General features: G+C 71.6%; 24 protein-coding genes. 11 read left to right on the forward strand and 13 right to left on the reverse strand.

Annotated elements, in window-relative coordinates; genetic code table 11:
- Positions 1–20 precede the first annotated feature (20 nt).
- The 5 genes from MBA17_RS17385 to MBA17_RS17405 are packed head-to-tail and all read right to left on the reverse strand — an operon-like array spanning position 21 to position 4,612.
- A complete protein-coding gene (locus MBA17_RS17385) occupies positions 21–1,022 on the reverse strand; it encodes a proline racemase family protein (RefSeq protein ID WP_238497518.1) in 1,002 nt (333 codons plus the stop codon).
- Positions 1,019–1,912 (reverse strand): dihydrodipicolinate synthase family protein, encoded by an 894-nt coding sequence (locus MBA17_RS17390; RefSeq protein ID WP_238497519.1) that lies wholly within the window; start codon positions 1,910–1,912, stop codon positions 1,019–1,021. Before MBA17_RS17390 ends, MBA17_RS17385 begins: the two co-directional genes overlap by 4 nt.
- A complete protein-coding gene (locus MBA17_RS17395; protein WP_238497520.1) occupies positions 1,909–3,243 on the reverse strand; it encodes an FAD/NAD(P)-dependent oxidoreductase in 1,335 nt (444 codons plus the stop codon). The genes MBA17_RS17390 and MBA17_RS17395 overlap by 4 nt, the downstream gene beginning before the upstream one ends.
- Complete coding sequence (locus MBA17_RS17400; protein WP_238497521.1) at positions 3,240–3,494, reverse strand: (2Fe-2S)-binding protein; 255 nt, start codon at positions 3,492–3,494, stop codon at positions 3,240–3,242. The genes MBA17_RS17395 and MBA17_RS17400 overlap by 4 nt, the downstream gene beginning before the upstream one ends.
- Positions 3,491–4,612, reverse strand: coding sequence for an NAD(P)/FAD-dependent oxidoreductase (locus MBA17_RS17405; RefSeq protein WP_238497522.1), 1,122 nt, complete (start codon positions 4,610–4,612; stop codon positions 3,491–3,493). Before MBA17_RS17405 ends, MBA17_RS17400 begins: the two co-directional genes overlap by 4 nt.
- 94 nt (positions 4,613–4,706) lie before the next feature.
- Between MBA17_RS17405 and MBA17_RS17410 the strand changes: the two genes are divergently transcribed.
- The gene (locus MBA17_RS17410) at positions 4,707–5,699 is read left to right on the forward strand and encodes a COX15/CtaA family protein (RefSeq protein WP_274385510.1); all 993 of its coding nucleotides are present in this window, start codon (positions 4,707–4,709) and stop codon (positions 5,697–5,699) included.
- 57 nt (positions 5,700–5,756) lie between these two features.
- On the forward strand, positions 5,757–6,437 hold the full coding sequence (locus MBA17_RS17415; protein ID WP_238497524.1) for a SanA/YdcF family protein: 681 nt from the start codon (positions 5,757–5,759) through the stop codon (positions 6,435–6,437).
- Between the two features lie 10 nt (positions 6,438–6,447).
- On the opposite strand, the gene MBA17_RS17420 is transcribed toward MBA17_RS17415, so the two are convergent.
- Positions 6,448–7,605 carry a PrsW family intramembrane metalloprotease gene (locus tag MBA17_RS17420; protein ID WP_238497525.1) on the reverse strand — a complete coding sequence of 386 codons (1,158 nt, stop codon included), beginning with the start codon at positions 7,603–7,605 and terminating at the stop codon, positions 6,448–6,450.
- Between the two features lie 50 nt (positions 7,606–7,655).
- The gene (locus MBA17_RS17425) at positions 7,656–8,618 is read right to left on the reverse strand and encodes a heme o synthase (protein WP_274385511.1); all 963 of its coding nucleotides are present in this window, start codon (positions 8,616–8,618) and stop codon (positions 7,656–7,658) included.
- Positions 8,619–9,002: 384 nt separating this feature from the next.
- Between MBA17_RS17425 and tkt the strand changes: the two genes are divergently transcribed.
- The 6 genes from tkt to pgl all read left to right on the forward strand — a co-directional run bounded on the left by tkt (position 9,003) and on the right by pgl (position 17,126).
- Positions 9,003–11,036, forward strand: a complete 2,034-nt coding sequence (tkt, locus tag MBA17_RS17430; RefSeq protein WP_238497586.1) for a transketolase — start codon at positions 9,003–9,005, stop codon at positions 11,034–11,036.
- A 2-nt stretch (positions 11,037–11,038) separates the two neighbouring features.
- Positions 11,039–12,142 (forward strand): transaldolase, encoded by a 1,104-nt coding sequence (gene tal, locus MBA17_RS17435; protein WP_238497526.1) that lies wholly within the window; start codon positions 11,039–11,041, stop codon positions 12,140–12,142.
- 4 nt (positions 12,143–12,146) lie between these two features.
- A complete protein-coding gene (locus MBA17_RS17440; RefSeq protein WP_238497527.1) occupies positions 12,147–13,760 on the forward strand; it encodes a glucose-6-phosphate isomerase in 1,614 nt (537 codons plus the stop codon).
- A gap of 121 nt (positions 13,761–13,881) precedes the next feature.
- Positions 13,882–15,402, forward strand: coding sequence for a glucose-6-phosphate dehydrogenase (zwf, locus tag MBA17_RS17445; protein ID WP_238497587.1), 1,521 nt, complete (start codon positions 13,882–13,884; stop codon positions 15,400–15,402).
- Position 15,403: 1 nt separating this feature from the next.
- Positions 15,404–16,324, forward strand: coding sequence for a glucose-6-phosphate dehydrogenase assembly protein OpcA (locus MBA17_RS17450; RefSeq protein ID WP_455432777.1), 921 nt, complete (start codon positions 15,404–15,406; stop codon positions 16,322–16,324).
- A gap of 28 nt (positions 16,325–16,352) precedes the next feature.
- Positions 16,353–17,126: a 6-phosphogluconolactonase gene (pgl, locus tag MBA17_RS17455; RefSeq protein ID WP_238497528.1), complete on the forward strand. Its 774-nt coding sequence runs from the start codon at positions 16,353–16,355 to the stop codon at positions 17,124–17,126.
- A 219-nt stretch (positions 17,127–17,345) separates the two neighbouring features.
- Here pgl and add read toward each other — a convergent pair whose 3' ends face one another.
- Together add and MBA17_RS17465 are read right to left on the reverse strand one after the other, a co-directional pair.
- Positions 17,346–18,365 carry an adenosine deaminase gene (gene add, locus MBA17_RS17460; RefSeq protein ID WP_238497529.1) on the reverse strand — a complete coding sequence of 340 codons (1,020 nt, stop codon included), beginning with the start codon at positions 18,363–18,365 and terminating at the stop codon, positions 17,346–17,348.
- A 94-nt stretch (positions 18,366–18,459) separates the two neighbouring features.
- A complete protein-coding gene (locus MBA17_RS17465; RefSeq protein ID WP_238497530.1) occupies positions 18,460–19,365 on the reverse strand; it encodes a hypothetical protein in 906 nt (301 codons plus the stop codon).
- Between the two features lie 295 nt (positions 19,366–19,660).
- Between MBA17_RS17465 and MBA17_RS17470 the strand changes: the two genes are divergently transcribed.
- Positions 19,661–20,125: a GNAT family N-acetyltransferase gene (locus MBA17_RS17470; protein ID WP_238497531.1), complete on the forward strand. Its 465-nt coding sequence runs from the start codon at positions 19,661–19,663 to the stop codon at positions 20,123–20,125.
- Positions 20,126–20,130: 5 nt separating this feature from the next.
- Here the strand turns inward: MBA17_RS17470 and MBA17_RS17475 are convergent, their stop codons facing one another.
- The gene (locus tag MBA17_RS17475; protein WP_238497532.1) at positions 20,131–21,165 is read right to left on the reverse strand and encodes a GNAT family N-acetyltransferase; all 1,035 of its coding nucleotides are present in this window, start codon (positions 21,163–21,165) and stop codon (positions 20,131–20,133) included.
- Between the two features lie 147 nt (positions 21,166–21,312).
- Here MBA17_RS17475 and MBA17_RS17480 point away from each other — a divergent pair, with 147 nt between their 5' ends.
- Both MBA17_RS17480 and MBA17_RS17485 read left to right on the forward strand, forming a co-directional pair.
- Complete coding sequence (locus MBA17_RS17480; protein WP_238497533.1) at positions 21,313–22,716, forward strand: NAD(P)/FAD-dependent oxidoreductase; 1,404 nt, start codon at positions 21,313–21,315, stop codon at positions 22,714–22,716.
- Positions 22,717–22,721: 5 nt separating this feature from the next.
- The gene (locus tag MBA17_RS17485) at positions 22,722–24,338 is read left to right on the forward strand and encodes an amidohydrolase (protein ID WP_238497534.1); all 1,617 of its coding nucleotides are present in this window, start codon (positions 22,722–22,724) and stop codon (positions 24,336–24,338) included.
- A gap of 57 nt (positions 24,339–24,395) precedes the next feature.
- Here MBA17_RS17485 and MBA17_RS17490 read toward each other — a convergent pair whose 3' ends face one another.
- From MBA17_RS17490 to tpiA, 3 genes are all read right to left on the reverse strand, one after another.
- Entirely contained in the window at positions 24,396–24,743 is a 348-nt protein-coding gene (locus MBA17_RS17490; RefSeq protein ID WP_238497535.1) for an RNA polymerase-binding protein RbpA, read from the reverse strand.
- 83 nt (positions 24,744–24,826) lie between these two features.
- Positions 24,827–25,057: a preprotein translocase subunit SecG gene (secG, locus tag MBA17_RS17495; protein ID WP_238497536.1), complete on the reverse strand. Its 231-nt coding sequence runs from the start codon at positions 25,055–25,057 to the stop codon at positions 24,827–24,829.
- A 132-nt stretch (positions 25,058–25,189) separates the two neighbouring features.
- The gene (gene tpiA / locus MBA17_RS17500) at positions 25,190–25,969 is read right to left on the reverse strand and encodes a triose-phosphate isomerase (RefSeq protein WP_274385512.1); all 780 of its coding nucleotides are present in this window, start codon (positions 25,967–25,969) and stop codon (positions 25,190–25,192) included.
- Positions 25,970–25,973 lie beyond the last annotated feature (4 nt).

Below are 25,973 nucleotides of genomic sequence, written 5' to 3' on the forward strand. Positions count from 1 at the left end.
CGCGGGCCCGGGCGTGACCCCTAGAGCAGGAAGCCGGCCGGGAACGGGTCGCCGGGATCCAGGAAGTACTGCGCGGTGCCGGTGATCCAGGCCCGGCCGGTGATCTCCGGCAGGACGGCGGGCCGCCCGCCCACCTCGGTCTCCGCCACCAGCCTGCCGGTGAACCTGGTGCCGATGAACGACTCGTTGACGAACTCCCGCCCCACGGGCAACGCGCCGCGGGCGTGCAACTGGGCCATCCTGGCGCTGGTGCCGGTGCCGCAGGGCGAGCGGTCGAACCAGCCGGGATGGATGGCCATCGCGTGCCGGGACAACCGCTCGTCGGAACCGGGCGCGACGAACTGGACGTGATGGCAGCCCCGGATGCCGGAGTCGAGCCGGTGCACCGGCTCGTCCTGCTCGTTGATCGCCGCCATGACGGCCAGCCCCGCGTCCAGGATCTGCTGCTTGTGCGCCCGGTCGAAGGGCAGGCCGACCGACTCGATGGGCAGGATGGCGTAGAAGTTGCCGCCGTAGGCGAGGTCGTAGTTGATCTCACCCAGCCCCGGCACCTTGACCGTCAGGTCCAGACCGGCGCTGTAGGAGGCCACGTTCTCGATCGTCACGGCCCTCGCCGCGCCGTCCTCCACCTGGACGCGGGCCACCACCAGCCCCGCCGGGGTGTCCAGGCGGACGGTGGTGACGGGCTCCACGACGGGCACCATGCCCGTCTCCACCAGTACCGTCGCCACCCCGATGGTCCCGTGCCCGCACATCGGCAGGCAGCCGGACACCTCGATGTAGAGCACGCCGTAGTCGGCGTCCTTCCTGGTCGGCGGTTGCAGGATCGCGCCGCTCATGGCCGAGTGGCCGCGCGGCTCGTACATCAGCAGGGTCCGCACGTGATCCAGGTTGGCCAGGAAGTACGCGCGCCGCTCGGCCATGGTCTCGCCGGGGATCACCCCGGCGCCGCCGGTGATCACCCTGGTGGGCATGCCCTCGGTGTGCGAGTCGACGGCGTGGTAGACGTGACGTGTCCTCATCTCAGCCCTTCGGCCAGGACCTTCTCGGTGGCGGCGCGCACCACCGCCGCCTGCTCGGGCGTGAGCGGCAGCCTCGGCGGCCTGCACGCCCCGCCCTTACGGCCGGCGATGTCCATCGACAACTTGATGGCCTGCACGAACTCGGTCTTGGCATCCCAGCGGAGCAGCGGGTGCAGCGTCCGGTAGAGCGGCAGCGCCACCGCCAGGTCGCCCGCCTGCGCGGCCCGGTAGAGCGCCACGTTCGAGGCGGGAAGCGCGTTGGGATACCCCGCCACCCAGCCTACGACCCCGGCGATCCCCAGCTCCAGCAGCACGTCGTCGGAGCCGACCAGCAGGTCCAGGCCGGGAGCCAGCTCGGCCAGCTCGTAGGCGCGCCGTACGTCTCCGGAGAACTCCTTGACCCCGACGATCAGGCCCTCGCCGTGCAGCCGGGCGAGCAGCGCCGGCGTCAGGTCCACCTTGGTGTCGTAGGGGTTGTTGTAGGCCACGACGGGCAGTCCGGCCCTGGCCACCTCGCGGTAGTGCTCGACCACGGTCCGCTCGTCGGCCCGGTAGCCGTTGGGGGGCAGCAGCATGACGGCCTGGCAGCCCGCCTCCCCCGCGGCCTCGGCCAGCCGGCGCGCCTCCCCCGAGCCGTAGGCCGCCACGCCGGGCATCACCCGGTCACCGCCGGCCGCCTCGACGGCGGTGGTCAGCACCCTGGCCCGCTCCTCCGCCGTCAGGGTCTGGTACTCCCCGAGCGAGCCGTTCGGCACCACGCCGTCGCAGCCGCTCTCCATCAGCCACCGGCAGTGCGCGGCGTAGCCGTCGTAGTCGACCGACAGGTCGTCGTGCAGGGGCAGCGCGGTGGCGACGAGCACACCGTGCCAGGGCTTCTCTCTGACCGTCATGGAGTCTCCTCGGGTTGATCGGCGAGATCGCCCAGCCGGATCGGCTGGGCGATGGGCCTGCGGGGAGGCTGCGGCGCCTCGCCCATGAGGCAGGCCACGGCGTAACCGCAGACACGGCCCTGGCACCAGCCCATGCCGGGCCTGGCCAGCAGCTTGATCGCGCGGGAGTCGAGCGCGCCGAGGTCACGGGCCTCGAGCACCCGCGCGTAGGGCACCTCCTCGCAGCGGCACACGAGTGTGCCGGGGCTCAGCCAGCCGCGCCAGCCGTCGCGCACCGGGTAGGCCCGCAGCAACGCCTCGGCGAACGCGGTCAGCCGTCTCCGCCGCCGGGCCAGCGCGGGCGCGGGCCGTGCCGTACGCCCGAGGTCCATCGCGACCGTACGGCCGGCGAGCAGGCCCTCGACCTCGGCCAGATCCGCGCCGCCCACACCGGTCGCCTCGCCCGCCGCGTAGACGCCGGGCACCGAGGTGCGCAGGCCGGCGTCCACCTCGACCACCGGGGAGCCGTCCACTCCGGGACGGGTGGCGCAGCCGAGCTGCACGGGCAGATCGAGCTGCGGGAGGAAGCCGTAGCCGACGGCCAGCGTGTCGCACTCGACGGTCCGCGTGGCGAGCGGCCGCCAGTCGCGGTCGAGCCGCGCCACGGTCACATGGGTCAGCCCGGTGTCGCCGTGCGCGGCGATCACGGCCTGCCCCGCGTGGAAGGGCACCCGGTGCCGCAGCAGCTCCAGCGCGTAGCCGGTCGCCTCCGCGACCTTCGCGGGCGCGGGCCTGGCCCGGCGGGCGATGCCCGTGAGCCGGTTGGCCTCGTACACCCCGGCCACGTCCGCCCCCGCCCCGGCCAGCCCGCTCGCCACCGGCAGCAGGAACGGCCCGGTGCCCGCGACCACGATCCGCCGCCCCGCCACCACCCGGTCCCCCTTGAGGAGCGCCTGCGCTCCCCCCGCCGTCAGCACCCCCGGCAGATCCCAGCCGGGGAAGGGCAGCGACCGGTCGTGCGCGCCCGTGGCGATCAGCAGGCGCCGCCCCCGCACCGTGCGGGGCCGCTCGTCCCGCTCACCGGCCAGGCAGTGTACGGCCAGCAAGTCGTCCTCACGCTGCACGGTCCACACCCGGTGCCGGGCGAGGACCGTAGCCCGGCCGGCCACCGCCGCGCGCAGCCGGGGGAACCGGCCGCGCAGGGGTTCGGCGCTGTGCGGATGGCGGAAGTACTGCCCGCCGAGCCGGGGTCCGCCGTCGACCAGCGCGACCCGCAGGCCCGCCAGGGCGGCCGCGGCGGCTCCGGCCATGCCCGCCGGTCCGCCACCGATCACCACCAGGTCATACGTCATCCGGAGGTCACCTCGTCGCCCGGCAGGGCCTCGGTCTGGCAGGCGCGCAGGGAGGGCGTGCCGTTGACGGTGACCAGGCAGTCGAAGCACACCCCGATGCCGCAGAACAGCCCGCGCGGGCGCCCGCCGAACCGGGTGGTGCGCCAGGACCGGATGCCCGCCGCGTGCAGAACGGCGCCGATCGTCTGCCCCTGCCGGGCGGGCACCGGCCCGCCGTCGAAGCTGATCTCGAATTCGGTCTCGTGTTTCATGAGGTCTCCCCGGCGAACCGGTCGGGCAGGAAGGGCCGCAGGTCCAGGCCGGTCTCGGCGCCGGTGAGGAGGCGGGCGACGAGGTGGCCGGTGGCGGGCGCGAGGCCGATGCCGGCGCCCTCGTGGCCGCAGGCGTGGTAGAGGCCGGGCGCTCTCGGGTCGGGGCCGATGACGGGGAGGTGGTCGGGGCAGTAGGGGCGGAATCCGCAGTAGGCGCGGATGAGGCGGGTGTCGGCCAGCACGGGGAACAGCTCGACCGCCTGGCGGGCCAGCGCGCGCAGCACGGGTATCGACAGGGTGCGGTCGAAGCCGACCCGTTCCCTGCTCGCGCCGATCAGCACGGTTCCGGACGGGGTGCCCTCCACCACGGCGCTGGACTCCAGGCCGGCCGAGTCGCTGGCCACGTTCGTCACGTAGGCGGCGGTGTAGACCTTGTGGCGGATCAGCGGCTCGGGCAGCGGCTCGGTGACGAGGACGAACCCGCGCCTGGGCAGGATCGGCAGCGGAGCCCCCGCGAGTTCGGCGATCTCCCCGGCCCAGGTGCCGGCGGCATTCACCACGGCCGCGGCGGGGATCTCGGCGCGGTCGGTGCGCACCCCGGTGACCCGGTCGCCGGAGCGGAGGAACCCGGTGACGGTCTCGCCTGTGCGCAGTTCCGGCGCGCCGTGCCGCAGCAGCCGCGCGGCGGCCAGCATCGGCTGGACCTGCGCGTCCTGCGGATAGAAGACGCCGCCGGCGAGCCCTGTGGCCAGGTGCGGCTCGTAGCGGGGCAGGTCCTCGGGGGCGACCACCTCGTGCTCGACCGCCTGCGCCCGCGCCAGCCCGGTGAGCGCCCGCTGCACCTCGCCGGTCTCGGCGACCACCAGCCCGCCCTTGGCCTCGAACTCGAAGCCGCCGAGCTCCGCCAGCTCCCGCCACAGGACGTTGGACAGCAGGGCCAGGTCGAGTTCGGGCCCCGGCTCCTTGTCCGAGACGAGCACGTTGCCCTCGCCCGCGCCGGTGGTGCCGCTCGCCACCGAGCCGCGCTCGACGACGGTGACCTCCAGGCCGGCGCGCGCCGCGTAGTAGGCGCAGGCCGCTCCGACGACCCCCGCGCCGATCACCACGACGTCCGGCACACGCACCTCCTAGTAATATGTCACATACCTTAGCGCGAAACGGGCACTCCGGGAAGACGGGGCGTCGGCGGGACCGCGGTCCCGGCCGCCTACGATGTGTGCCGTGACCCGCCTCATCGACGTCCCACGCGACCGCGCGAGGACCCTCTTCCACTCGTTCTGGTCGCCCACCGCCGACACGGTGCGCCGCTGGGCGGTGACGGCGATCGTGTTCAACACCGTGATCACCGTGACCGGCGCCGTGGTGCGGGTCACCGGCTCCGGCCTCGGCTGCCCCACCTGGCCTCGCTGCACACCCGACAGTTTCACCCCGGTCGCGCACCCCGAGCACTCGATGATGAACACGTTGATCGAGTTCGGTAACCGGCTGCTGAGCTTCGTGGTCCTGGTGGCGGCCGTCGCGTGCGTGGTGGCCGCCCTGCGGCTGGCCGCGCGCCGCCGCGACCTGGTGCGCCTGGCCTGGCTGCAACTCATCGGCGTCCTCTTCCAGGCGATGTGGGGCGGGATCGTGGTGCGTTCCCTGCTCAACCCGGTGACCGTGAGCGTGCACTTCGTGGTCTCCATCGGCCTGATCGCCGCCTGCTACGCCCTGTACGCGCGGTCGGTCGAGGGCGACGCCAAGCCGGTCGCGCTGGTGCACCGTCACCTCCGCACCCTCGGGTTCGCGCTGGTCGCGGCCGTGGCCGTGCTGCTGGTCGCGGGAGTGGTGGTGACCGGCACCGGGCCGCACTCCGGTGACGTGGCGGCCTCCAGGTTCGACTTCGACATCGAGACCGTCGCCCGGCTGCACGCCGACATCGTGTACGTCGTGGTCGGCATGACGTTCGCGCTGCTGCTCGGGCTGCACGTGACCGACGCCCCGGGCCGGGTCCGGCGGGCGGCGCTGCTGCTGTTCGGCGTGGAGCTCGCCCAGGGCGTCATCGGCTACGTCCAGTACTTCACGGCCGTCCCCGCGACGCTCGTCGCCATGCACGTGGTCGGCGCGACGCTGGTGTGGATCGCGACCCTCCGGGTGGTCTATATGATGCGATCATGTGGCCCGCTCGGGACCCCGGCCACGCAGCCGCTCGACGCCGTCCCCGTCTGAGGGACGCATCTGAGGGACCCGTGTGCGGAACCCGTCCGAGGAGCCCGTCTGAGGAACATGCGACTGCCCGCACGCGCCGTTCTGCGCCGCCTCTTCCAGTGCGCCGTACTGCTCAGCCTGCTCGTCCTCGCGCCGATCACCTGGGTCTGGCTCGCCAGTTCCGGCCACCGGGTCATCGCCGAGGAGACGCCGCGCTGGATCGAGGAGGTGCCGGCCGCGCCGGTCGCCCTGGTCCTCGGCGCGGGAGTCCGCGGCGAGCGGCCCACCCCCATGCTGGCCAGGCGTCTCGACATCACCGCCGCGCTCTACCACGCGGGCAAGGTCCGCGCGATCCTGCTGTCGGGCGACAACGGGCGTGCGGGCTACGACGAGCCGACCGTGATGCGCGACTACCTCCTCGCCAAGGGCGTGCCCGGCGAGCAGGTGGTCCTCGACTACGCCGGCTTCGACACCTGGGACTCCTGCGTCCGGGCCCGGCAGGTGTTCGGCGCCCGGCGCCTCACCGTGGTCACCCAGGTCTTCCACCTGCCCAGAGCCGTGACGCTCTGCCGTACGGCCGGCATCGAGACGTTCGGGGTCGGCGACGACTCGGCCGGGCGGTGGTCCGCCACCTACGTCTACGCGATGAGGGAGTTCGTCGCCTCGGCCAAGGGGTTCCTGGACTCGGTGGTGCTGCGCTCGCAGCCTCGCTTCCCGGGGCCGCGGGAGACCTCGCTGGAGCACGCCCTGACCCGCTGAGCGAGAGGGCTCACGGCGTGGGGCGGTGTCCCCAGCGGCCCGCGGGCGCGGGGAACCGCTCCCTGGCCGCCCGCATGCACTCCAGCAACGCCTGCTGCTCCTGCCGGAACGTCTCCTCGCCGATCGCCCGGCGCGAGGCGCGTTCGTGCAGCAGGCCGAGCTCGGTGGCGGCGAGCTGGTAGTCGTTCATCGCGCGCAGCCCCGGCCGTCTGCCGTGGGTCTTGGCCCACTGCCGGGCCTGCCGCCTGGCGGGCAGCGAGGAGAGCATGTTCACGTCGGCGGGCGTGATCAGCCCGGTGGGCTGGTAGGGCGGCAGATAGCGCTGGAGCAGCGCGACGATCCGCCGCCGGTCCCGCACCACCACGCCGATGAGCACGAACAGCACGATCATCAGCACCAGGTAGGCCAGGGCGAGCCCGCCGAAACCGCTGTAGGAGGCGAGCCCGTTCCACAGGCCGTGCAGCAGCATCGCGCCGATCCACCCGGCCACCACGATGCCCACCCGGCCCGGCCCCTGCCGCCTGGCGGCCACCGCGACGGCCACCCCGATCATCGAGGTGAACAACGGATGGGCGAACGGCGACAACACCCCGCGCAGGACCACCGTGACCGCGAGCCCCTGCACGCCGAGCGGCCCGTCCTGGGCGGCGACGTAGTAACTGACGTTCTCCGACATGGCGAACCCCAGGCCCACCATGCTGGCGTAGATGATGCCGTCGGTCGGCCCGTCCAGCTCCTGCCTGCGGAACCGCAGCAGGCCGAGCAGCACCAGCCCCTTCATCGTCTCCTCCACGACGGGCGCCCCGAACGTCGCCGCGATGCTCCTGGCGTCGTCGAAGTGCAGGTCGGCCGCCTGCTCGATGTAGAGCAGCCCGAAGGAGTTGATGACGCCCGCGACCAGCACGGCGATGCCCGCGCCCCAGGCGAAGGCGAAGATCAGGTTGCTGCGCGGCTCGGGTTCCATCCGGTCCAGCGCCAGCACCGCCGCCAGCAGCAGCGGCACCGGCGCGATGGCGAGGATCAACGCGATGACGAACCGCACCGGGTCGCCGTCGAGCACGTCGAACGAGAACGACGCCAGCGCGCAGAGCCCCGCCACGATGAGCCCGATGATCAGACCGACGGACGGGCGCTCCCGCAGCACCCAACGAGGATCATGGCTCGTCATGTGGCGAGCGTAACTGATCAGCCACCACCTGTCCGCCCCCGGCGAGGAGGTCAGACGAGCAGGGAGTCGATCGCAACGGCGAGGAAGAGCAACGCGAGGTACGCGTTGGACCAGTGGAAGAAGCGCATCGGCCGCAGCTCGACACCGGTCTTGCCGGCGTTGACCCGGGCGAGCAGGCGGTGGACCTCCCACAGGCAGGCCGCGCCGAGCACGGCGGCCACGATGGGATACAACAGCGTGGTGCCGGCGACCGGCCACAGCAGCAGCGAGCAGAGCACGGTCGCCCAGGTGTAGGCGATGCTCTCCAGGACCACGCGGCGCTCGGTGGCCACCACGGGGAGCATCGGCACCTCGGCCGCCGCGTAGTCCTCCTTGTAGCGCATCGCCAGCGTCCAGGTGTGCGGCGGCGTCCAGAAGAACACCACGCCGAACAGCACCACCGGCGCCCAGTCGAGGCCGCCGGTGATCCCCGCCCAGCCGATCAGCACCGGCATGCATCCCGCGATGCCACCCCACACCACGTTCTGCGAGGTGCGGCGCTTCAGGAGCAGGGAGTAGACGAACACGTAGAACAGGATCGCCGCGAGCGAGAGGCCACCCGCCAGCCAGTTCACCGACAGGCCGAGCCCCACGGTGGCCAGGGCGCCGAGCACGATTCCGAAGATCAGCGCACCGGTGGGCGACACCTGGTGCCGGGCCAGCGGCCGGCGCCTGGTGCGGCGCATCGCGGCGTCGATGTCACGGTCGATGTAGCAGTTGAGCGCGTTGGCGCTGCCCGCCGACAGGGTACCGAACACCAGGGTGGCGACGGCCGCCCACAGGTCGGGCAGGCCACGGGCCGCGAGGAACATCACCGGAAGGGTGGTGATCAGCAGAAGCTCGATGATCCGCGGCTTGGTCAGCGCGACGTAAGCCTTGATCAGAGCGCCCAGAGAGCGGGGCGTCTCCTGAGGACGCGCCGCCGGGGCGGTCCCCGCAGGGACCGTCGAGGGCTTATTCGTCAGCACCGTCAAGGCGCTTCCAGCACGTGCGGGGTCAACGCGTAACCTCTGATTAGAGCGGATCCGTGGAATGCGGGCACCAGCCAGCTTGGAGACTCACTGTAGTCCCAGGTATGGCCGGTCCCCGTTCGGGGGGCGGGGCTCGCGTGGCGAGATGCCTCACACCGGGCATCTCCCCCGTGCCGATCGCCGGTCCTCCCGCGCGAGCCGCGCCGGGTGGGCTACGCAACGGTAGCAAGGTCAACCCGTTAGGGTCCGGTGTGGGCGGGAAACGCCAAACCGGCGCCATCATCACAACAAGATCCGGAGATCGAGCAGTTGAGCAGCGAACGAGTGCCAGCCCTTGAATGGAGCGACCTCGATCGGCGGTCCGTCGACGTCGTACGGGCCCTGGCGATGGACGCGGTCGAGAAAGCCGGCTCGGGACACCCCGGCACCGCGATGAGCCTGGCTCCCGCCGCATACCTGCTTTTCCAGCGCACCATGCGGCACGATCCCTCAGACGCGATGTGGGCGGGGCGGGACAGGTTCGTCCTGTCGTGCGGCCACTCGAGCCTGACCCTCTACATCCAGCTCTACCTCTCCGGCTACGGCCTGACGGTGGAGGACCTCAGCATGCTGCGGCAGTGGGACAGTCTCACGCCCGGCCACCCTGAGCACGGTCACACGGTCGGCGTCGAGACCACCACCGGCCCGCTCGGCCAGGGCATCGGCAACGCGGTCGGCATGGCCATGGCGGCCCGCCGCGAGCGCGGCCTGTTCGACCCCGACGCCGAGCCGGGCACCAGCCCCTTCGACCACCGAATCTGGTGCTTCGCCTCCGACGGTGACATCGAGGAGGGCCTCAGCCACGAGGTCAGCGCGCTCGCCGGCCACCAGCAGCTCGGCAACCTCACCGTCCTGTACGACAGCAACCACATCTCCATCGAGGACGACACGCAGATCGCCCTGTCGGAGGACGTGGCCAAGCGCTACGAGGCGTACGGCTGGCACGTCGTCTCCGTCGACTGGACCGCCGGCGGCAAGTACGAGGAGGACGTCCAGGCGCTGCACCAGGCCATGGAGGCCGCGCGCGAGGAGACGACCAAGCCGACCCTGATCAAGCTGCGCACCATCATCGGCTGGCCCTCTCCCGGCAAGCAGAACACCGGCAAGATCCACGGTGCCGCGCTCGGCGCCGACGAGGTCGCGGCCACCAAGAAGGTCCTCGGCCTCGACCCGGCCAGGAGCTTCGAGGTGCCGCAGGACGTGCTCGACCACTCCCGTGAGGTGGTCGCCCGGGGCCGGGCGGCCCACGCCGAGTGGGAGAAGTCCTACCAGAGCTGGCGATCGGCCAACCCCGAGCGCGCCGCGGAGTTCGACCGGATCGACGCGCGCAGGCTCCCCGACGGGTGGGACAGGGCGCTGCCGACCTTCGAGACCGGCGCCTCCATCGCCACCCGCAAGGCGTCCGGCGAGGTGCTCAGCGCGCTCGCGCCGGTCCTGCCCGAGCTGTGGGGCGGCTCCGCCGACCTGGCCGAGTCCAACAACACCACGATGAAGGGCGAGCCGTCCTTCATCCCCGAGGAGTTCCAGACCAAGGCGTTCCCCGGGCACAAGTACGGCAGGACCCTGCACTTCGGCATCCGCGAGCACGGCATGGGCTCGATCCTCAACGGCATCGCCCTGCACGGCGGCACCCGCCCCTACGGCGGCACCTTCCTGGTGTTCAGCGACTACATGCGCCCCGCCGTACGGCTGGCCGCGCTGATGAAGCTGCCCGTCACCTATGTCTGGACCCACGACTCCATCGGGCTGGGCGAGGACGGCCCGACCCACCAGCCGGTGGAGCACCTGTGGGCGCTGCGTGCGATCCCCGGCCTCGACGTGGTCCGCCCCGCCGACGCCAACGAGACCGCCGCGGCGTGGAAGATCGTGCTCCAGCACACCGACCGGCCGGCGGCGCTGGCCCTGACCCGGCAGAACCTGCCGGTCTACGAGGGCACCGCCGACGCCGCGAAGGTCGCCAGGGGCGGTTACATCCTGCATGACGCCTCCGACGGGCAGCCGAAGGTGATCCTCATCGGCACCGGCAGCGAGGTGCATCTCGCCGTGGAGGCCCGCGAGCGGCTGGAGGCCGAGGGCGTCCCCACCCGTGTCGTGTCGATGCCCTGCGTGGAGTGGTACACCGCGCAGGACACCGCCTACCGGCAGTCCGTGCTGCCCCGCTCGGTCCGGGCCCGCGTCGCGGTGGAAGCGGGAATCGCGCTGGGCTGGCGGGAGTTCGTAGGTGAAGACGGGGAAGTACTCAGCCTGGAGCACTTCGGTGCGTCAGCGCCGTACAAGACCCTGTTCGAACAGTTCGGCCTCACCGCCGACCGGGTGGTGGCGGCCGCGAGGGCCAGCCTCGCCAGGACCGGGGCCGACAAGGGCGAGACGACGGGAAACTGATCATGAGTGAGATCCTCAAGAGACTCTCCGGCCAGGGCGTGTCCGTCTGGCTGGACGACATCAGCCGTGAGCGCCTGCGCACCGGCGGCCTGGCAGAACTGGTCAGGGACAAGTACGTGGTGGGGGTCACGTCCAATCCCACGATCTTCGCGTCCGCGTTGAGCAAGGGCGACGCCTACGACGCCCAGCTGCACGATCTCAAGGTGCGCGGGGTCGACGTGGGCGAGGCCGTGCGCGCGGTGACGACCTACGACATCCGCTGGGCGGCCGACGTGCTGCGGCCCGTCTTCGACGCCACCGGCGGCGTCGACGGCCGCGTCTCGATCGAGGTGGACCCCCGGCTGGCCAGGGAGACCGAGCGGACCATCGCCGAGGCCCGCGCGCTGGCCTGGCTGGTCGACCGGCCCAACCTGTTCGTGAAGATCCCCGCGACGGTCGAGGGACTGCCCGCGATCACCACGTGCCTGTCCGAGGGCATCAGCATCAACGTCACGCTGATCTTCTCGCTGGAGCGCTACCGCGCGGTCATGGACGCCTGGCTGACCGGCCTGGAGGGCGCCAAGGCCAACGGGATCGACCTGGCCACGATCGAGTCGGTCGCCTCCTTCTTCGTCAGCCGGGTCGACTCCGAGATCGACAAGCGGCTCGACGCGATCGGCACCGAGCAGGCGCTGGCGCTGAAGGGCAAGGCCGCGGTGGCCAACGCCCGCCTCGCCTACGCCGCGTTCGAGGAGATGACCTCGTCGCCGCGCTGGCAGGCGCTGCTCGCCGCGGGCGCCCGCCCGCAGCGCCCGCTCTGGGCCTCGACCGGCACCAAGAACCCCGACTACCCCGACACCCTCTACGTCGACGAACTGGTCACTTCCGGCACGGTCAACACAATGCCGGAAAAGACCCTCGACGCGACCGCGGATCATGCCAGGATCAACGGCGACACCGTCCGCACCTTCTACGAGCAGGCGTGGAACACCATGGCCGCCCTGAAGGACGTGGGCATCGACTACGACGACGTGGTCGGGGTGCTGGAGGAGGAGGGCGTGCAGAAGTTCGAGGCGTCCTGGCAGGAACTGATCGACACCGTGGCCGCCGAGCTGAAGAAGGCGTGAGCAAATGTCGGTAACGTTCGGTGACGACTCGGTGGCGTCCGAGGTGGCCGCCACCGTCCGCACGCTGATCGCCGAGGGCGTGCCCGCGGCGCTCGCCTCGGGAGACCCCACGCTGTGGGGGCCCGGGGCACAGGCGGAGGCGACGATCCGCCTCGGCTGGCTGAACCTGCCGCTGACCAGCAGGGAGCTGCTGCCGGAGATCGGCAAGCTGGTGGAGCGCGCCCGCGCGGAGAGCCTGGACCACGTGGTCCTGGCCGGCATGGGCGGGTCCTCGCTGGCCCCCGAGGTCATCTGCGCCACGGCCGACGTGCCGCTGACCGTGCTCGACACGACCGATCCCGGGCAGGTGCGCCGTGCCCTGTCCGACCGGCTCGACCGCACGATCGTGGTGATCTCCAGTAAGAGCGGCGGCACCGTCGAGACCGACAGCCACCGCCGGATCTACGAGGACGCCTTCCGCGAGGCGGGGATCGACCCGGCCGACCGGATCGTCGTCGTGACCGACCCGGGATCGCCGCTGGAGCAGATCGCCATCGAGGCGGGCTATCCGGTGATACTCGCCGACCCGAACGTCGGCGGCCGTTACAGCGCGCTCAGCGCGTTCGGACTGGTGCCGAGCGCGCTGGCCGGCGCCGACGTGACCGCCCTGCTCGACGACGCGGCGGCGGCCCACGAGCTGCTCGTCCGCGACGAGGGCAACCCGGGCCTGGAGCTCGGCGCGGCCCTGGGCATCGCGGCTCTCGCCGGCCGCGACAAGCTGCTGCTCGAGGACAGCCTCTCGGAGATCAACGGGCTGCCCGACTGGATCGAGCAGCTCATCGCCGAGTCCACGGGCAAGGACGGCAAGGGCATCCTGCCGGTCGTCGGCGCCGAGCCGAACGGGGTCGGCGACGAGTTCGTGGTCAACATCGGCACCGAGGGCACGGTCCAGATCCAGGGCCCGCTGGGGGCGCAATTCCTGATCTGGGAGTACGCCACGGCCATCGCCGGGCGGCTGCTCGGCATCGACCCCTTCAACCAGCCGAACGTCGCGGAGTCCAAGCAGAACACCTCGGCGATCCTCGACAGCGGTCCCGGCGAGGAGAAGCCGACGCTGGTCGACGGTCCCGTGGAGGTGTACGGCGAGCTGCCCGCGGGCGCGAAGGACCTCTCCGACGTGCTGACCTGGCTGCTGGGGGCGGTGCCCGACGACGGCTACCTCGCGGTGATGGCCTACCTGGACCGCTGGGCGGCCTTCGACGTGCGGCAGCCGGACGACGCCTCGCTCGACGAGCTCACCGAGGCGTGGTCCGCGGCCGACCCGGCCACCCTGCGCGCCCTGCTGGCCGTCAGGACCGACCGCCCGATCACCTTCGGGTGGGGCCCCAGGTTCCTGCACTCCACCGGGCAGTACCACAAGGGCGGCCCGCAGAACGGCGTGTTCCTCCAGATCACCGGCGCGGTCACCGACGACGTCGCCGTCCCCGGCAAGCCGTACACGCTGGGCGTGCTCCAGCACGCGCAGGCGCTCGGCGACTTCGGCGCGCTGACCCAGCGCGGCCGGCCGGCGGTCCGGCTGCACCTCACCGATCGCGTGGCCGGTGTGCCGCACCTGCTGGCCGCCGCTCGCCAGGTATGAACCAGGCATGAACACGGGAGAAGCCCAGATGAACAACGAGCCGGTAGAGCCGGCGGCCGCCGCGGACGAGGCGACCACCGTCGCCGCGGCCGCGGCGGTGGCGGGCACGACCGAGGAGATCATGGCCGCCAATCCGCTCCGTGACCCGCGTGACAAACGGCTGCCGAGGGTGGCCGGACCGTGCGTGCTGGTGCTCTTCGGCGTGACCGGCGACCTGGCCAAACGCAAGCTGCTGCCGGCCATCTACGATCTGGGCAACCGGGGGCTGCTGCCCCCGGGCTTCTCGCTGGTGGGCTTCGCCAGGCGTGACTGGGCGAACCAGGACTTCGCCCAGCTCACGCATGACGCCATCAAGGAACACGCGCGCACCCCCTTCCGCGAGGAGGTGTGGAAGCAGCTCCGCGAGGGCATCCACTTCGTCCCCGGCGAGTTCTCCGACGACGGCGCCTTCGATGCGCTGGCGATGGCGCTCAAGGAGATCGACGAGACCAGGGGCACGGGCGGCAACTACGCCTTCTACCTGTCGGTCCCGCCGAAGTTCTTCCCGCAGGTGGTCGAGCAGCTCAAACGGACCGGCCTGGCCAACGCGCCCGACGACTCGTGGCGGCGGGTGGTCATCGAGAAGCCCTTCGGGCACGACCTGAAGAGCGCCACGGACCTCAACGCGATCACCAGCGCGGTCTTCCCCGAGAGTTCGGTCTTCAGGATCGACCACTACCTCGGCAAGGAGACCGTCCAGAACATCATGGCGCTGCGGTTCGCCAACAACCTGTTCGAGCCGATCTGGAACCGCGGCTACGTCGACCACGTGCAGATCACCATGGCCGAGGACATCGGCATCGGCGCCCGCGCGGGTTACTACGACGGCATCGGCGCGGCCCGCGACGTCATCCAGAACCACCTGCTCCAACTCCTCGCGCTGGTCGCGATGGAGGACCCGACCTCCTTCGAGGCCGACTCGCTGCGCAGGGAGAAGGAGAAGGTCCTCAAGGCCGTACGGCTCCCGCAGGACCTGTCCCTGGGCACGGCGCGCGGCGCCTACACCGCGGGCTGGCAGGGCGGCGAGCCCGTCGTCGGCTACCTCGACGAGCAGGGCATCCCCGCGACCTCCACGACGGAGACCTACGCCGCCGTCAAGCTGGAGATCGCCAACCGCAGGTGGGCGGGCGTGCCGTTCTACCTGCGCACCGGCAAGCGGCTCGGGCGGCGGGTGACCGAGGTGGCCGTGGTGTTCCAGCGTGCGCCGCACCTGCCGTTCAGCAAGGACGACACCGAGATCCTCGGGCAGAACGCGCTGGTCATCCGGGTCCAGCCCGACGAGGGCATCACGGTCAGGTTCGGCTCCAAGGTGCCGGGCACCGCGATGGAGGTCAGGGACGTCAGCATGGACTTCGCCTACGGCGAGTCGTTCATGGAGTCCTCCCCCGAGGCGTACGAGCGCCTGCTGATCGACGTGCTGATCGGCGATCCGCCGTTGTTCCCGCACCAGCGCGAGGTGGAGTTGTCCTGGCGGATCCTCGATCCGATCGAGGAGTACTGGGCCTCGCAGGGCCAGCCCGAGGGTTACCTGGCGGGCACCTGGGGTCCCGCCTCCGCCGATGCCATGATGGCCCGCGACGGCCGAGTCTGGAGGAGGCTCTGAGATGGCGAGCTTCATGCTGAGCGGAACGAACGCCTCCAAGATCTCATCGCACCTGACCCACCTGCGCCACCAGATGGGCGCACCCGCGATCGGCATGGTGCTGACGCTGGTGGTGGTCTGCGATGAGAGCAACCAGTACGACGCGGTGCGTGCCGCCACCGAGGCCGCCCGCGAGCACCCGTCGCGGATCCTGGTGGTGATCTCAAGGGATCCCGAGGAGGGCATCCGGCTCGACGCCGAGCTGCGCATCGGCGAGTCCACGCCCGGCGAGGTCGTCCTGCTCCGCCTGTACGGCGAGCTGACCGCGCACGCCGACTCCGTGGTCAGCCCGCTGCTGCTGCCCGACACCCCGGTCGTCGCCTGGTGGCCGGGCGACTGTCCCGACTCCCCCGCCGAGGACCCCATCGGGGTGCTCGCCCAGCGACGCATCACCGACGCCCGTTCCGCGGCCGACTCGGTGCGGGCCATCACCGGCCGGGCGCGCGGTTACGTGCCCGGCGACACCGACCTGGCCTGGACCCGCCTCACACCGTGGCGCACGCTGCTGGCCGCCGCCTTCGACCAGCGGGTGGGCGAGGTCACCGGTGGCTCCGTCGAGGCGGTGAGCGGCCACGCGAGCGCGCCGCTGCTGGCGGCCTGGCTGTCGGAGCGGATCGGCGCCCCGATGGAGGTCTCCCCCTCGGCCGGCCCCGGGCTGACGGCGGTACGGGTCGAAACGGTCGACGGCGAGATCGCCGTGACCAGGTCGGACGCCCGGCTCGCCACTCTCTCCCGGCCCGGCCAGCCCGACCGCAGGGTCGCGCTCGCCAGGCGCCCCACCTCCGAACTGCTGAGCGAGGAGCTGCGCCGTCTCGACCCCGACGAGCTCTACGCGGCGGCCATCAGGTGGCTGTCCCGGACCGCCGCCACGTCGTCCCGCTGATCTTCACCCGCAATCGAAAGGCACCGCCGTGACCGTCCCAAGCGTTGTCGTCCACCGGGACGCTGACGTGCTCGCCAAGGCAGTCGCGGCGCGCCTGATCACTCGTTTGGTCGATCTGCAGTCGGCCACCGGCTCGGCGTCGCTGGTGCTCACCGGCGGCACCGTCGGGCACGCCTCGCTCGCCGAGCTGGCCGTGACGCCGGCCAGGGACGCGGTCGACTGGCAGCGCCTCGACGTGTGGTGGGGCGACGAGCGCTACGTGCCGACCGGCGATCCCGAGCGCAACGAGACGGGCGCCCGCGCGGCGCTGCTCGACCATGTCGACCTCGATCCGGCCCGGGTGCACGTGATGGCCGGTCCCGACAAGTCGTCGTCGGCGGAGGAGTCGGCGGAACGCTACGCCGAGGAGCTGCGCCGCGCCTCACGGCCCGAAGACCACGGCCCGGTCCCCTCCTTCGACGTGCTGCTCCTGGGGATGGGCCCCGACGGCCACGTGGCGTCGTTGTTCCCCGAGACGCCCGCCCTGTACGACGACCGTCCCGTGGTCGCGGTGCACGGCGCCCCCAAGCCGCCGCCCACCCGGATCTCGCTGACCATGGCGACGATCAAGGCCGCCCGTGAGGTGTGGGTGGTCGCCGCCGGCCCGGAGAAGGCGCAGGCCGTACGGCTGGCCCTGTCGGCGACGGGCATCATGCAGATCCCCGCGGCCGGAGCCCGGGGCAGGCAGCGGACCCTGTTCCTGCTCGACCGCCAGGCCGCCGGCAAGATCCCACCGGGCCTCGGCCGGATCGCCTCACCCTGACCGGCGTGAACGGGGCACCGCCGAACTCCGGCGGTGCCCGCTTCCCCTGACCGGATCCCCTCTCCTCAGGGAACAGGGGGATCGCCTTCGGAATCCGGTAGCGACGGACTTGCCGGGGTGCCCGGCGACCGGGGCATAGATCAGACTCGCCGGAGAGAAGGGCCGCGCCTCGCGCCCGCCGGTGCCGTACGCCCCGGGAGAACAGCGGACGCCGGGCCGTCAGGCGTGGGAGCCGGCGAGGTCGTCGATCTCGGTGAGGATCGCCTGCTTGCCGACCGGATCGAGGAAGGAGGCGTGCACCGCGTTGCGCGCCAGGCCGGCGAGCGCGGCGTCGTCGAGGCCGAAGACCTCGGCGGCCACCCGGTACTCCCCCGTCAGCGTGGTGCCGAACATCGGCGGGTCGTCACTGTTGAGCGTGACGAACAGGCCCTCCTTCAGCAGCCGTGGCAGCGGGTGGGAGGCGATATCCGGCACCTGGCCGGTGCACACGTTGGACGTCGGGCAGACCTCCAGCGGCAACTGCGTCTCACGGAGGTGGGCGACCAGTCGCGGGTCCTCCAGACAGTTGATCCCGTGCCCGATCCGCTCCGCGCCGAGCCCTTCGACGATCTCCCAGATCGTCTCCGGCCCGGTCATCTCCCCGCCGTGCGGCAGGCTGTGCAGGCCCGCCGTACGGGCCGCGCGGAAGGCGTCCCTGAACGCGTCACGATAGGGCGGGCGGCGCTGTTCGATGCCGGCCAGCCCCAAGCCGATCAGTGCCTCCGGCGGCTCGTTCAGCGCGTGGTCCAGGGTGACCCGCGCCGCCTCCGCGCCGAGCTGGCCGGGGATGTCGAAGATGTAGGCCACCCGCACTCCGTGGTCGGCGGCGGCCTGCCGGGCGGCCAGGTCGAGCGCCTCGGTGACCGCCCGCGCGGGCAGCCCGGCCTGAAGGTGGGAGTACGGCGTGACCTGGAGTTCCACATAGCGTCCCCGTTGCGCCGCCAGATCCCTGGCCAGCCCTGTCACCAGGGTCGCCACGTCCTCGGGCTCCCGCACCAGGGCGTTCACCTGCTGGTAGACCTCGGAGAAGTGGGGGAAGTCACGGAAGGTGTAGAACGCCCGCAGTTCCTCCTCCACGACCGGCACCCGTGTCGCCGGATGCCGCCGTGCCAGCTCCAGCACGGTGCGCACGGACGCGGACCCGACCAGGTGCACGTGCAGCTCGACCTTCGGCAGCGCTTCGATGAATTCGTTCGTCATGCCGATGACCCTATGCAGCTGTATGGCCACATATATAGGCAATTAGGTGTTATCTGACATAATATTGTCAGTATCGCGTCGCCAGCTGTGCCGGTCAGGTGGCGGAGGACGACGGCTGGTCGGCGATGAGAGCGGCGGCGTCCCTGGCTTTCTGGCGGGCGGAGGAGGCCGTGCGCCGGGCGCGTTGCTCGTCCCGCCCGGCTATCTCCTGGCGGTGCTCGGCGGCGGCCAGTTCCTTGCGTGCCGCGGCGAGTTCGCGGGTCAGGTCCTCGACTCTCGCGGCGAGGCGGTCGTGACTCCGGGTGGCCGATTCGAGTTCGGCGGCCCATTCCGCGTGGTCGCGTTCGGCATCGGAGGCGGCGCGCTCGGCCTCGGCCGCGGTCTTCGCCAACTGCTCGCGGCGACGATCCTCCTGTTCTCGCCGCTCCTTCGCCACCTCCTCCTCGGAACGACCGCGTTTGACCCGCGCCTGCGACGACCCGTGGTCATCGCTCGCGCGAGGCTTCCTGGGGGTGGTCGGAGCCGGGGCCGGGGTGAAACCGCTGTAGTTGAGAGGGCGGGAGAGACGGCCCTGCCGTACCAGGTCGGCGGCCTCGACGTCGACGGTGGCCGCATCGAGGGTCTGTTCGATCTCGGTGGGGGCGGATCCCGACAAGGGCTGGCCCGCCTGGGTGGCGAGGTCGCGGATCAGGCGGGCCAGGCGGGTCGTGAGGGGGCCACGGGTTCGGGTGAGCTCGGCGAGGGTGTCGGCGTCCTGGTCCTGCCAGGCCTCCCGGAGGCGCGCGCCGAGGTCGAGCAGTTCGCCGATCTCGGCGGCGTGGGCACGGGAGCCCTGGTTGACGGCCCAGGCGGAAACGGTCGGGCGGCGCAGTTTGCCGATGTCGCGGGAGAGCCCTCCGTCGCCCGCGTCCTTGGCCGCGCGCGCCAGGGCGTCACGCTCGGCGGTGAACTGTGCGGGGGCTAGCGCGTAGAGCCGGTCGGCGGCCTCATCAAGGTCCACATCGGGGATCTACCCGCATTCGGGCGCTCGCAAGGTTTCCACGGCGATCAACTCGGCAGGGCACGTTCGAAGAAACGCTCGGTACCACCGCGCGGGACGGCCGGCGCCGGCCCGACGGGCGATCACCCCGCAGGCCGGGCGGCGCGCACCGTGCCCGACAGCCAGGCATCCTTCTCAAGAGAGGCGATCGGATCGGTGACGACGTGAGGCCCGCGGCGCGTCTACCCGATGCCGGGGCGGGCATGGTTTCCTCGGAGGTGTGGCCGGAACGGTGATGCTGAGGACGCCGCGTTTGGTGCTGCGGCCGATCGGGACGCAGGACGCCGACGCCCTGCGCGCCCACTGGGACCAGCCCGGCGTGCGGCGCTACCTCTTCGACGGCGAGACCGTCTCCCACGAGCTGATCCGCGAGATCATCGGGGACAGCGAGGCCGACTTCGCCGGGCACGGCTACGGACTGTGGGCGATGCTCGGCGAAGACGGGTTCGTCGGCGTGTGCGGACTGCGAGCCGCCGACGACGGGCGGATCGAGTTGCTGTACAGCCTTGATCCCGGCCTGTGGGGGCGCGGGCTGGCCACCGAGGCGGCGAGGGCGGTGCTGGCGCACGCCGGTGCGCTCGGCCTGCGCGAGGTGGTCGCCGAGGCCGACCCGGACAACCTGGCCTCGGTACGGCTCGCCGTACGGCTGGGGATGAGGGAGTCGGCTGGCGGAAAGAACGATGCTTTCGTCCGCTTTATCAGCCCATTGCAGGGCATCTAGGCGGGTCAGCTCGCAGACGCCGCCATCACGCCGACGGGGAGCCTGCCCTCGATCAAGCCCGGGTCCTCGGTGTAGGAGAGCGTCGCGCCCAGCGCCAGCATCAGCCGCCGCATCCGCATGTTGTCGGACAGCAGCGTGGCCCGCACCTCGGCGAAGCCGAGATCCCGCGCCTCGCGCACCACCATCCGGGCCAGCCGCGAGCCGAGGCCACGCCCCTGCCAGGTGTCCTCGACCAGGAAGGCCATCTCGGCGATGCCGGGATCCGGGGTGAACATCAGGGAGGCGAGCGCCACGACCTGGCCGTCGTGCCCGGCGATCAGCGAGTGGCCGAGACCCCGATCGCACAGCCGGTCGAAGACGCGCGGTGGCAGCGTGGGCATCGCGGTGAAGTAGCGGAACCTGCGGGTCTCCGGGGAGCAGCGGTCATGGAGGTCGCGCACGGCCTCGCGGTAGATCGGGCCGAGTTGCCCGACCGTGACCTCGCCGCCGTCCGCCAGCCGTACCGGACGCTCGGCGGCGACCGGCTGGGCCGGGGGTTGGGCGAGCCGGATGAAGGCGGCGGCCCTGGCGGCCTCGCTGAGCGTGAACGGAAGTTCGGGGCGGCGCAGCCGGACGGCGCGCCGGTGTGCCACCGGCACGGTCAGCAGCGTCGGGTCGGGCACGTCCCCTTCGGTCACCGCCGAACCGTACACCCACCTGCCGCTCTCGGCGCGCAGGAGCTCGGCCAGCAGTTCGGGGAGCCGCCACGGCGTTCCGCGCAAGCGCGCCGAGAGGAGCAGCGCCCGGGTGGGCTCGTCGGTCAGTTCGTGGGCCGTGGCCGGGACGACCTGGACGCGACGCCCGCCCGCGCCCTCCAGCGCCTTCCTGACCGCGTCGGGCGCGGCCGGGATGTCGGCCATGAACTCGTCCACCGTGCCGTCGGTGTCGGGATGCACGTTCAAGCCGAGGACGTTGCCGCCCAGACCGGCGAGGGCCGTCGCCAGCGAGGCCAGCCTGCCCGGACGCTCGTCAACCGTTGTTCGAATCCGCCAGAACCCCATCGTCGTGCTCCCTCCGTCGGCACCAAGCCTGCCGGAGGACTGTTACGTCCTTGATACACGGCGGTGTGCAGGCCGTTTCATCTGCCCGAAGTACGTATTCCGTGGCAAGGTGCGGAGGATCACACGGATATAGCAGGATAAAGGGCCATGAGCACCCGTGTTCCCCTGTCAGGAGACTTCGTCAACGGAGACGTCTCCTTCTGGTACCGCTCCCTCGGAATGCCCGCGCCCGGCCCGCCGCTCGGCGGGGACCTCGACGCCGACGTGGCGATCGTCGGCGCCGGCTACACGGGCCTGTGGACCGCCTACTACCTCAAGAAGGCGCGTCCCGGCCTGCGGGTGGTCGTGCTGGAACGGGAGTTCGCCGGCTACGGCGCCTCCGGCAGGAACGGCGGCTGGCTCACCGGCGACATGGCGGGCAGCCCCGAGCGGTACGCCAGGACCCATGGCGCGGACGCCGCCAGACGGCTCCAGCGGACGATGTTCACCGCCATCGACGAGGTCATCGCGGTGGCGCGGGCGGAGGGCATCGACGCCGACATCGTCAAGGGCGGCGTCCTGCACGTGGCGACCAACGCGGCCCAGGACCGGCGGCTGACGGAGATGCTGGCGCACGCCCGGCGGTGGGGCTGGGCCGAGGAGGACCTGCGACTGCTCGATCCCGCCGAACGCGAGGGCCGGCTGCGGGTCGCGGGAGCCGCCAACGCGCTGTGGAGCCCGCACTGCGCCAGGATCCAGCCCGCCAAGCTGGTTCGCGGGCTGCTGCGGGCCGTACGGGAGCTCGGGGTGACGGTCTACGAGCACACGCCGGTCACGGAGATCGCGCCGCGCCGCGCCGTGACACCGCACGGGACCGTCAGCGCCGAGTACGTCATACGCGCGACGGAGGGCTTCACCGCCGAGCTCAAGCAGTACCACCGGGCGTGGCTGCCGATGAACAGCTCCATGATCGTCACCGAGCCGCTTACTCCCGCCATGTGGGAGGCGATCGGCTGGGACGGCGCCGAACTGCTCGGCGACCTCGCCCACTACTACATGTACGCCCAGCGCACCGCCGACGGGCGGATCGCGTTCGGCGGGCGCGGCAAACCGTATCTCTACGGGTCACAGGTCGATCGGCGCGGCCACACCCACGACTGGACCGTCAGCGCGCTGTGGGACCTGCTGACCGGCATGTTCCCGGCGGTACGGCAGAGCCGCGTGGCGCACGCCTGGTCCGGCGTGCTCGCGGTGCCGCGCGACTGGTGCTCCACCGCGCACGTGGACCACCGGACGGGCCTCGGCTGGGCGGGCGGCTACACGGGGCACGGCGTCACGACCACCAACCTGGCCGGCCGTACCCTCCGCGACCTCGTCCTGCGCGAGGACACCGAGCTGACCGCGCTGCCCTGGGTGGGCCGCAACGTGCGCGGCTGGGAGGTGGAGCCACTACGCTGGATCGGCGTTCACACCATGTACCGGCTCTACCGGATGGCCGACGCGCGTGAGAACGCCGGGCAGCCCCGCACGTCCGTGCTGGCCCGCATCGCCGACGCCATCACCGGCAGGTGACCACCGTGACCGATCTCCTCTTCCGTGGCGGCCCCGTGTTCACCGCCGCCTCGCCCGCGCCCGCACCCGCCGGAGCCGTGCTGGTCCGCGACGGCGTGATCGCCGCCCACGGCCCGGAACCCGAGGTCGTACGGCAGGCCCGCCCGGGCCACGACACCGTCGACCTCGACGGCCGCCTGATCCTCCCCGGCTTCACCGACGCGCACGTCCACCCCGTCCAGGCGGGGCTCGAACGGGCCAGGTGCGACCTGTCGGAGACCTACGGCCTGGCCGGCTACCTGGAGGTGATCCACGCCTACGCCGCCGCGAACCCGGGCAAGGAGTGGATCGACGGCGGCGGCTGGGACATGTCGGCCTTCCCCGGCGGGCTGCCGCACGCCTCGCAACTCGGCTTCCTCGACCGGCCCGCCTATCTCATCCAGCGCGACCACCACGCCGCCTGGGTCAACCACCGGGCCCTGGAACTCGCCGGGATCACCCGGGACACCCCCGACCCCGCCGACGGCAGGATCGAGCGCGACGCCGACGGCACCCCGAGCGGCGTGCTGCACGAGGGCGCGATGGAGCTCGTCGGCCTCCTCACCCCCCGGCCCACCCCGGACGACCTCACGGCGGCCCTGCTCGACGCGCAGGAGTACCTCTTCGCGTGCGGCGTCACCGGCTGGCAGGACGCGATCGTGGGCTCCTACGCCGGATCGGTGGACCAGCTCCCCGTCTACCTCTCCGCGGCCGAATCCGGGCGGCTCAAGGCCCGGGTCGTCGGCGCGCTGTGGTGGGACAGGGCCCGTGGCGCCGAGCAGATCGGCGAACTACTCGGCCGCCGCGCCCTGGCCGACGGGCTGGACCGCTTCCGGGCGACCTCAGTCAAGATCATGCAGGACGGGATCACCGAGAACTTCACCGCGGCCGTGATCGAGCCCTACTGCCGGTGCGGCGGCACCGGACTGTCCTACATCGAACCGGCGAAACTGAACGGCTATGTCGCCGAGCTGGACCGGCACGGCTTCCAGGTGCACTTCCACGCGATCGGCGAGCGCGCCGTGCGCGAGGCGCTGGACAGCCTGACGGGCACCGATCCGGCCAACCGCCACCACATCGCGCACCTGCAGGTCATCGAGCCCTCCGACGTGCCCCGCTTCGCCGCGCTGGGCGTCACCGCCAACCTGCAACCGCTGTGGGCGACCCACCACGCCCAGATGGACGAGCTGACCCTGCCCTTCCTCGGCGAGGAGCGCTCGGCCTGGCAGTATCCCTTCGCCGACCTGCTGGCCCGCGGCACCCGGCTGTGCGCGGGGAGCGACTGGCCGGTCTCCAGCCCCGATCCGCTGCAGGCCGTACACGTGGCCGTCAACCGCACCGAGCCCGGCGGCTCGGTGCACGCCTCCTACCCGACGGCCCTGACCCCGTTCCTCCCAGGCCAGGCCCTCGGCCTCGGCGACGCGCTGACCGCCTACACGGCAGGCTCCGCCTGGATCAACCGTTCCCCCGCGGGGACCATCGCCGTGGGCGCCCCGGCCGACCTGGTCGTCCTGGACCGCGACCCGTTCGCCCTGCCGCCGGAGGAGATCTGGACCACCCGGGTGGCGATGACCTTCATCGACGGCGAGTGCGTCTACCGATGACATGCGAGAGGCCCTCCGCGCGGTGACGCGCGGAGGGCCTCGGGTCGCACGGCCGGCTCAGTAAATGGGCCGTGAGGACGTGCGCAGGCGCTCCAGGGCTTCGGCGAGTATGGCGGCGCCGTCCTTGTCGCTCCGGCGCTCCTTCACGTAGGCCAGGTGCGTCTTGTACGGCTCGTTCCTCGGCGGAGCCGGCGGATTCGCCTCGTCCTGGCCGGCCGGAAGGCCGCACCGGGGGCAGTCCCACAGCTCCGGCACGGCGGCGTCACTGGCGAAGCTGGGGCGCGTCTCGTGCATGTTCGCGCACCAGAACGGGACCCGGACACGTGGAGCTGCCTCGCCCCGCTCGGCCTCCCCCATCGGGCCGGCGCCGACACGGCTGCCACGGATCGCGTTGCCACTACCCACGGATGAACTCCTCGCTCGTTCGCCCCGCGGAACGCGGGGGAGAAACACTGTCACACATCGCCACTGTCAAGGGCCTTCTCCGGTCAGGGCTTCAGAAGCAGGCCGAGTGCGATGATGCAGACGAACCAGACCACACCCGTGATGACCGTGAGCCGGTCGAGGTTGCGCTCAACCACCGACGACCCGCCGAACGACGTGGAGAATCCACCGCCGAACATGTCAGAAAGGCCACCACCCTTGCCCTTGTGGAGCAGGACGAGCAGCACCATGAGCATGCTCGCCAGGATGAGAGCGATGGAGATTCCGATAATCACCGTAGACCTGTTTCTGTATGCGCTGACCCGCGTCCGGGCGCGACCCCTTGCACGACGTCGTCGGTGTGACGATTCAAACCTGCTCTAGAAGGGTACGACGTAGTGTCAAGCCGCACCCTTCGAACTGCCGAGTTAGCTCGACATTTCGCCAAACCGGCAAATCTTGACAAACTCGCTCGGATCGAGACTCGCGCCACCGACGAGAGCGCCGTCCACGTCCGGCTTCGCCATTATCCCAGCGATGTTGTCGGACTTCACCGAACCTCCGTAAAGGATACGGACCGCAGCGGCCACCTCGGCGTCGTACAGCTCGGCGAGTCGCGTCCGCAGGGCCGCACAGACCTCCTGCGCGTCCTCCGGAGTGGCCACCTCACCAGTACCGATCGCCCAGACCGGCTCATAAGCGACCACGATCGACTTCGCCTGCTCGGCGGTGACCTTACGCAGCGCACCGTCGAGCTGCGCGACGCTGTGGGCCACCTGAGCACCCGCCTGACGCACCGCCAAGCCCTCACCGACGCACAGGATCGGCGTCAGCGAGTGCCGGTAGGCGGCCAGCACCTTGGCGTTGACCAGGTCGTCGTCCTCCGAGTGATACTGCCGCCGCTCGGAGTGGCCGATCGTGACGAAGGTGCAACCCAACTTGGCCAGCATCGCACCGGAGATCTCCCCGGTGTACGCGCCGCCCTCGTGCGGGGAGACGTCCTGCGCGCCGTACACGATCCGCAGCTTGTCCCCGTCGACCAGGGTCTGCACGCTGCGCAGGTCGGTGTACGGCGGCAGCACGGCCACCTCGACCGCGTTGAAGTCCTTGTCGATGAGCGAGAACGCCAGCTTCTGGACGGTGTTGATGGCCTCAAGGTGGTTGAGGTTCATCTTCCAGTTGCCGGCGATGAGCGGCGTGCGCCCCATGATG

Origin of the sequence: Dolomitihabitans soli (assembly GCF_022213955.1) — a bacterium.
GTDB classification, from domain to species: domain Bacteria; phylum Actinomycetota; class Actinomycetes; order Streptosporangiales; family Streptosporangiaceae; genus Streptosporangium_A; species Streptosporangium_A soli.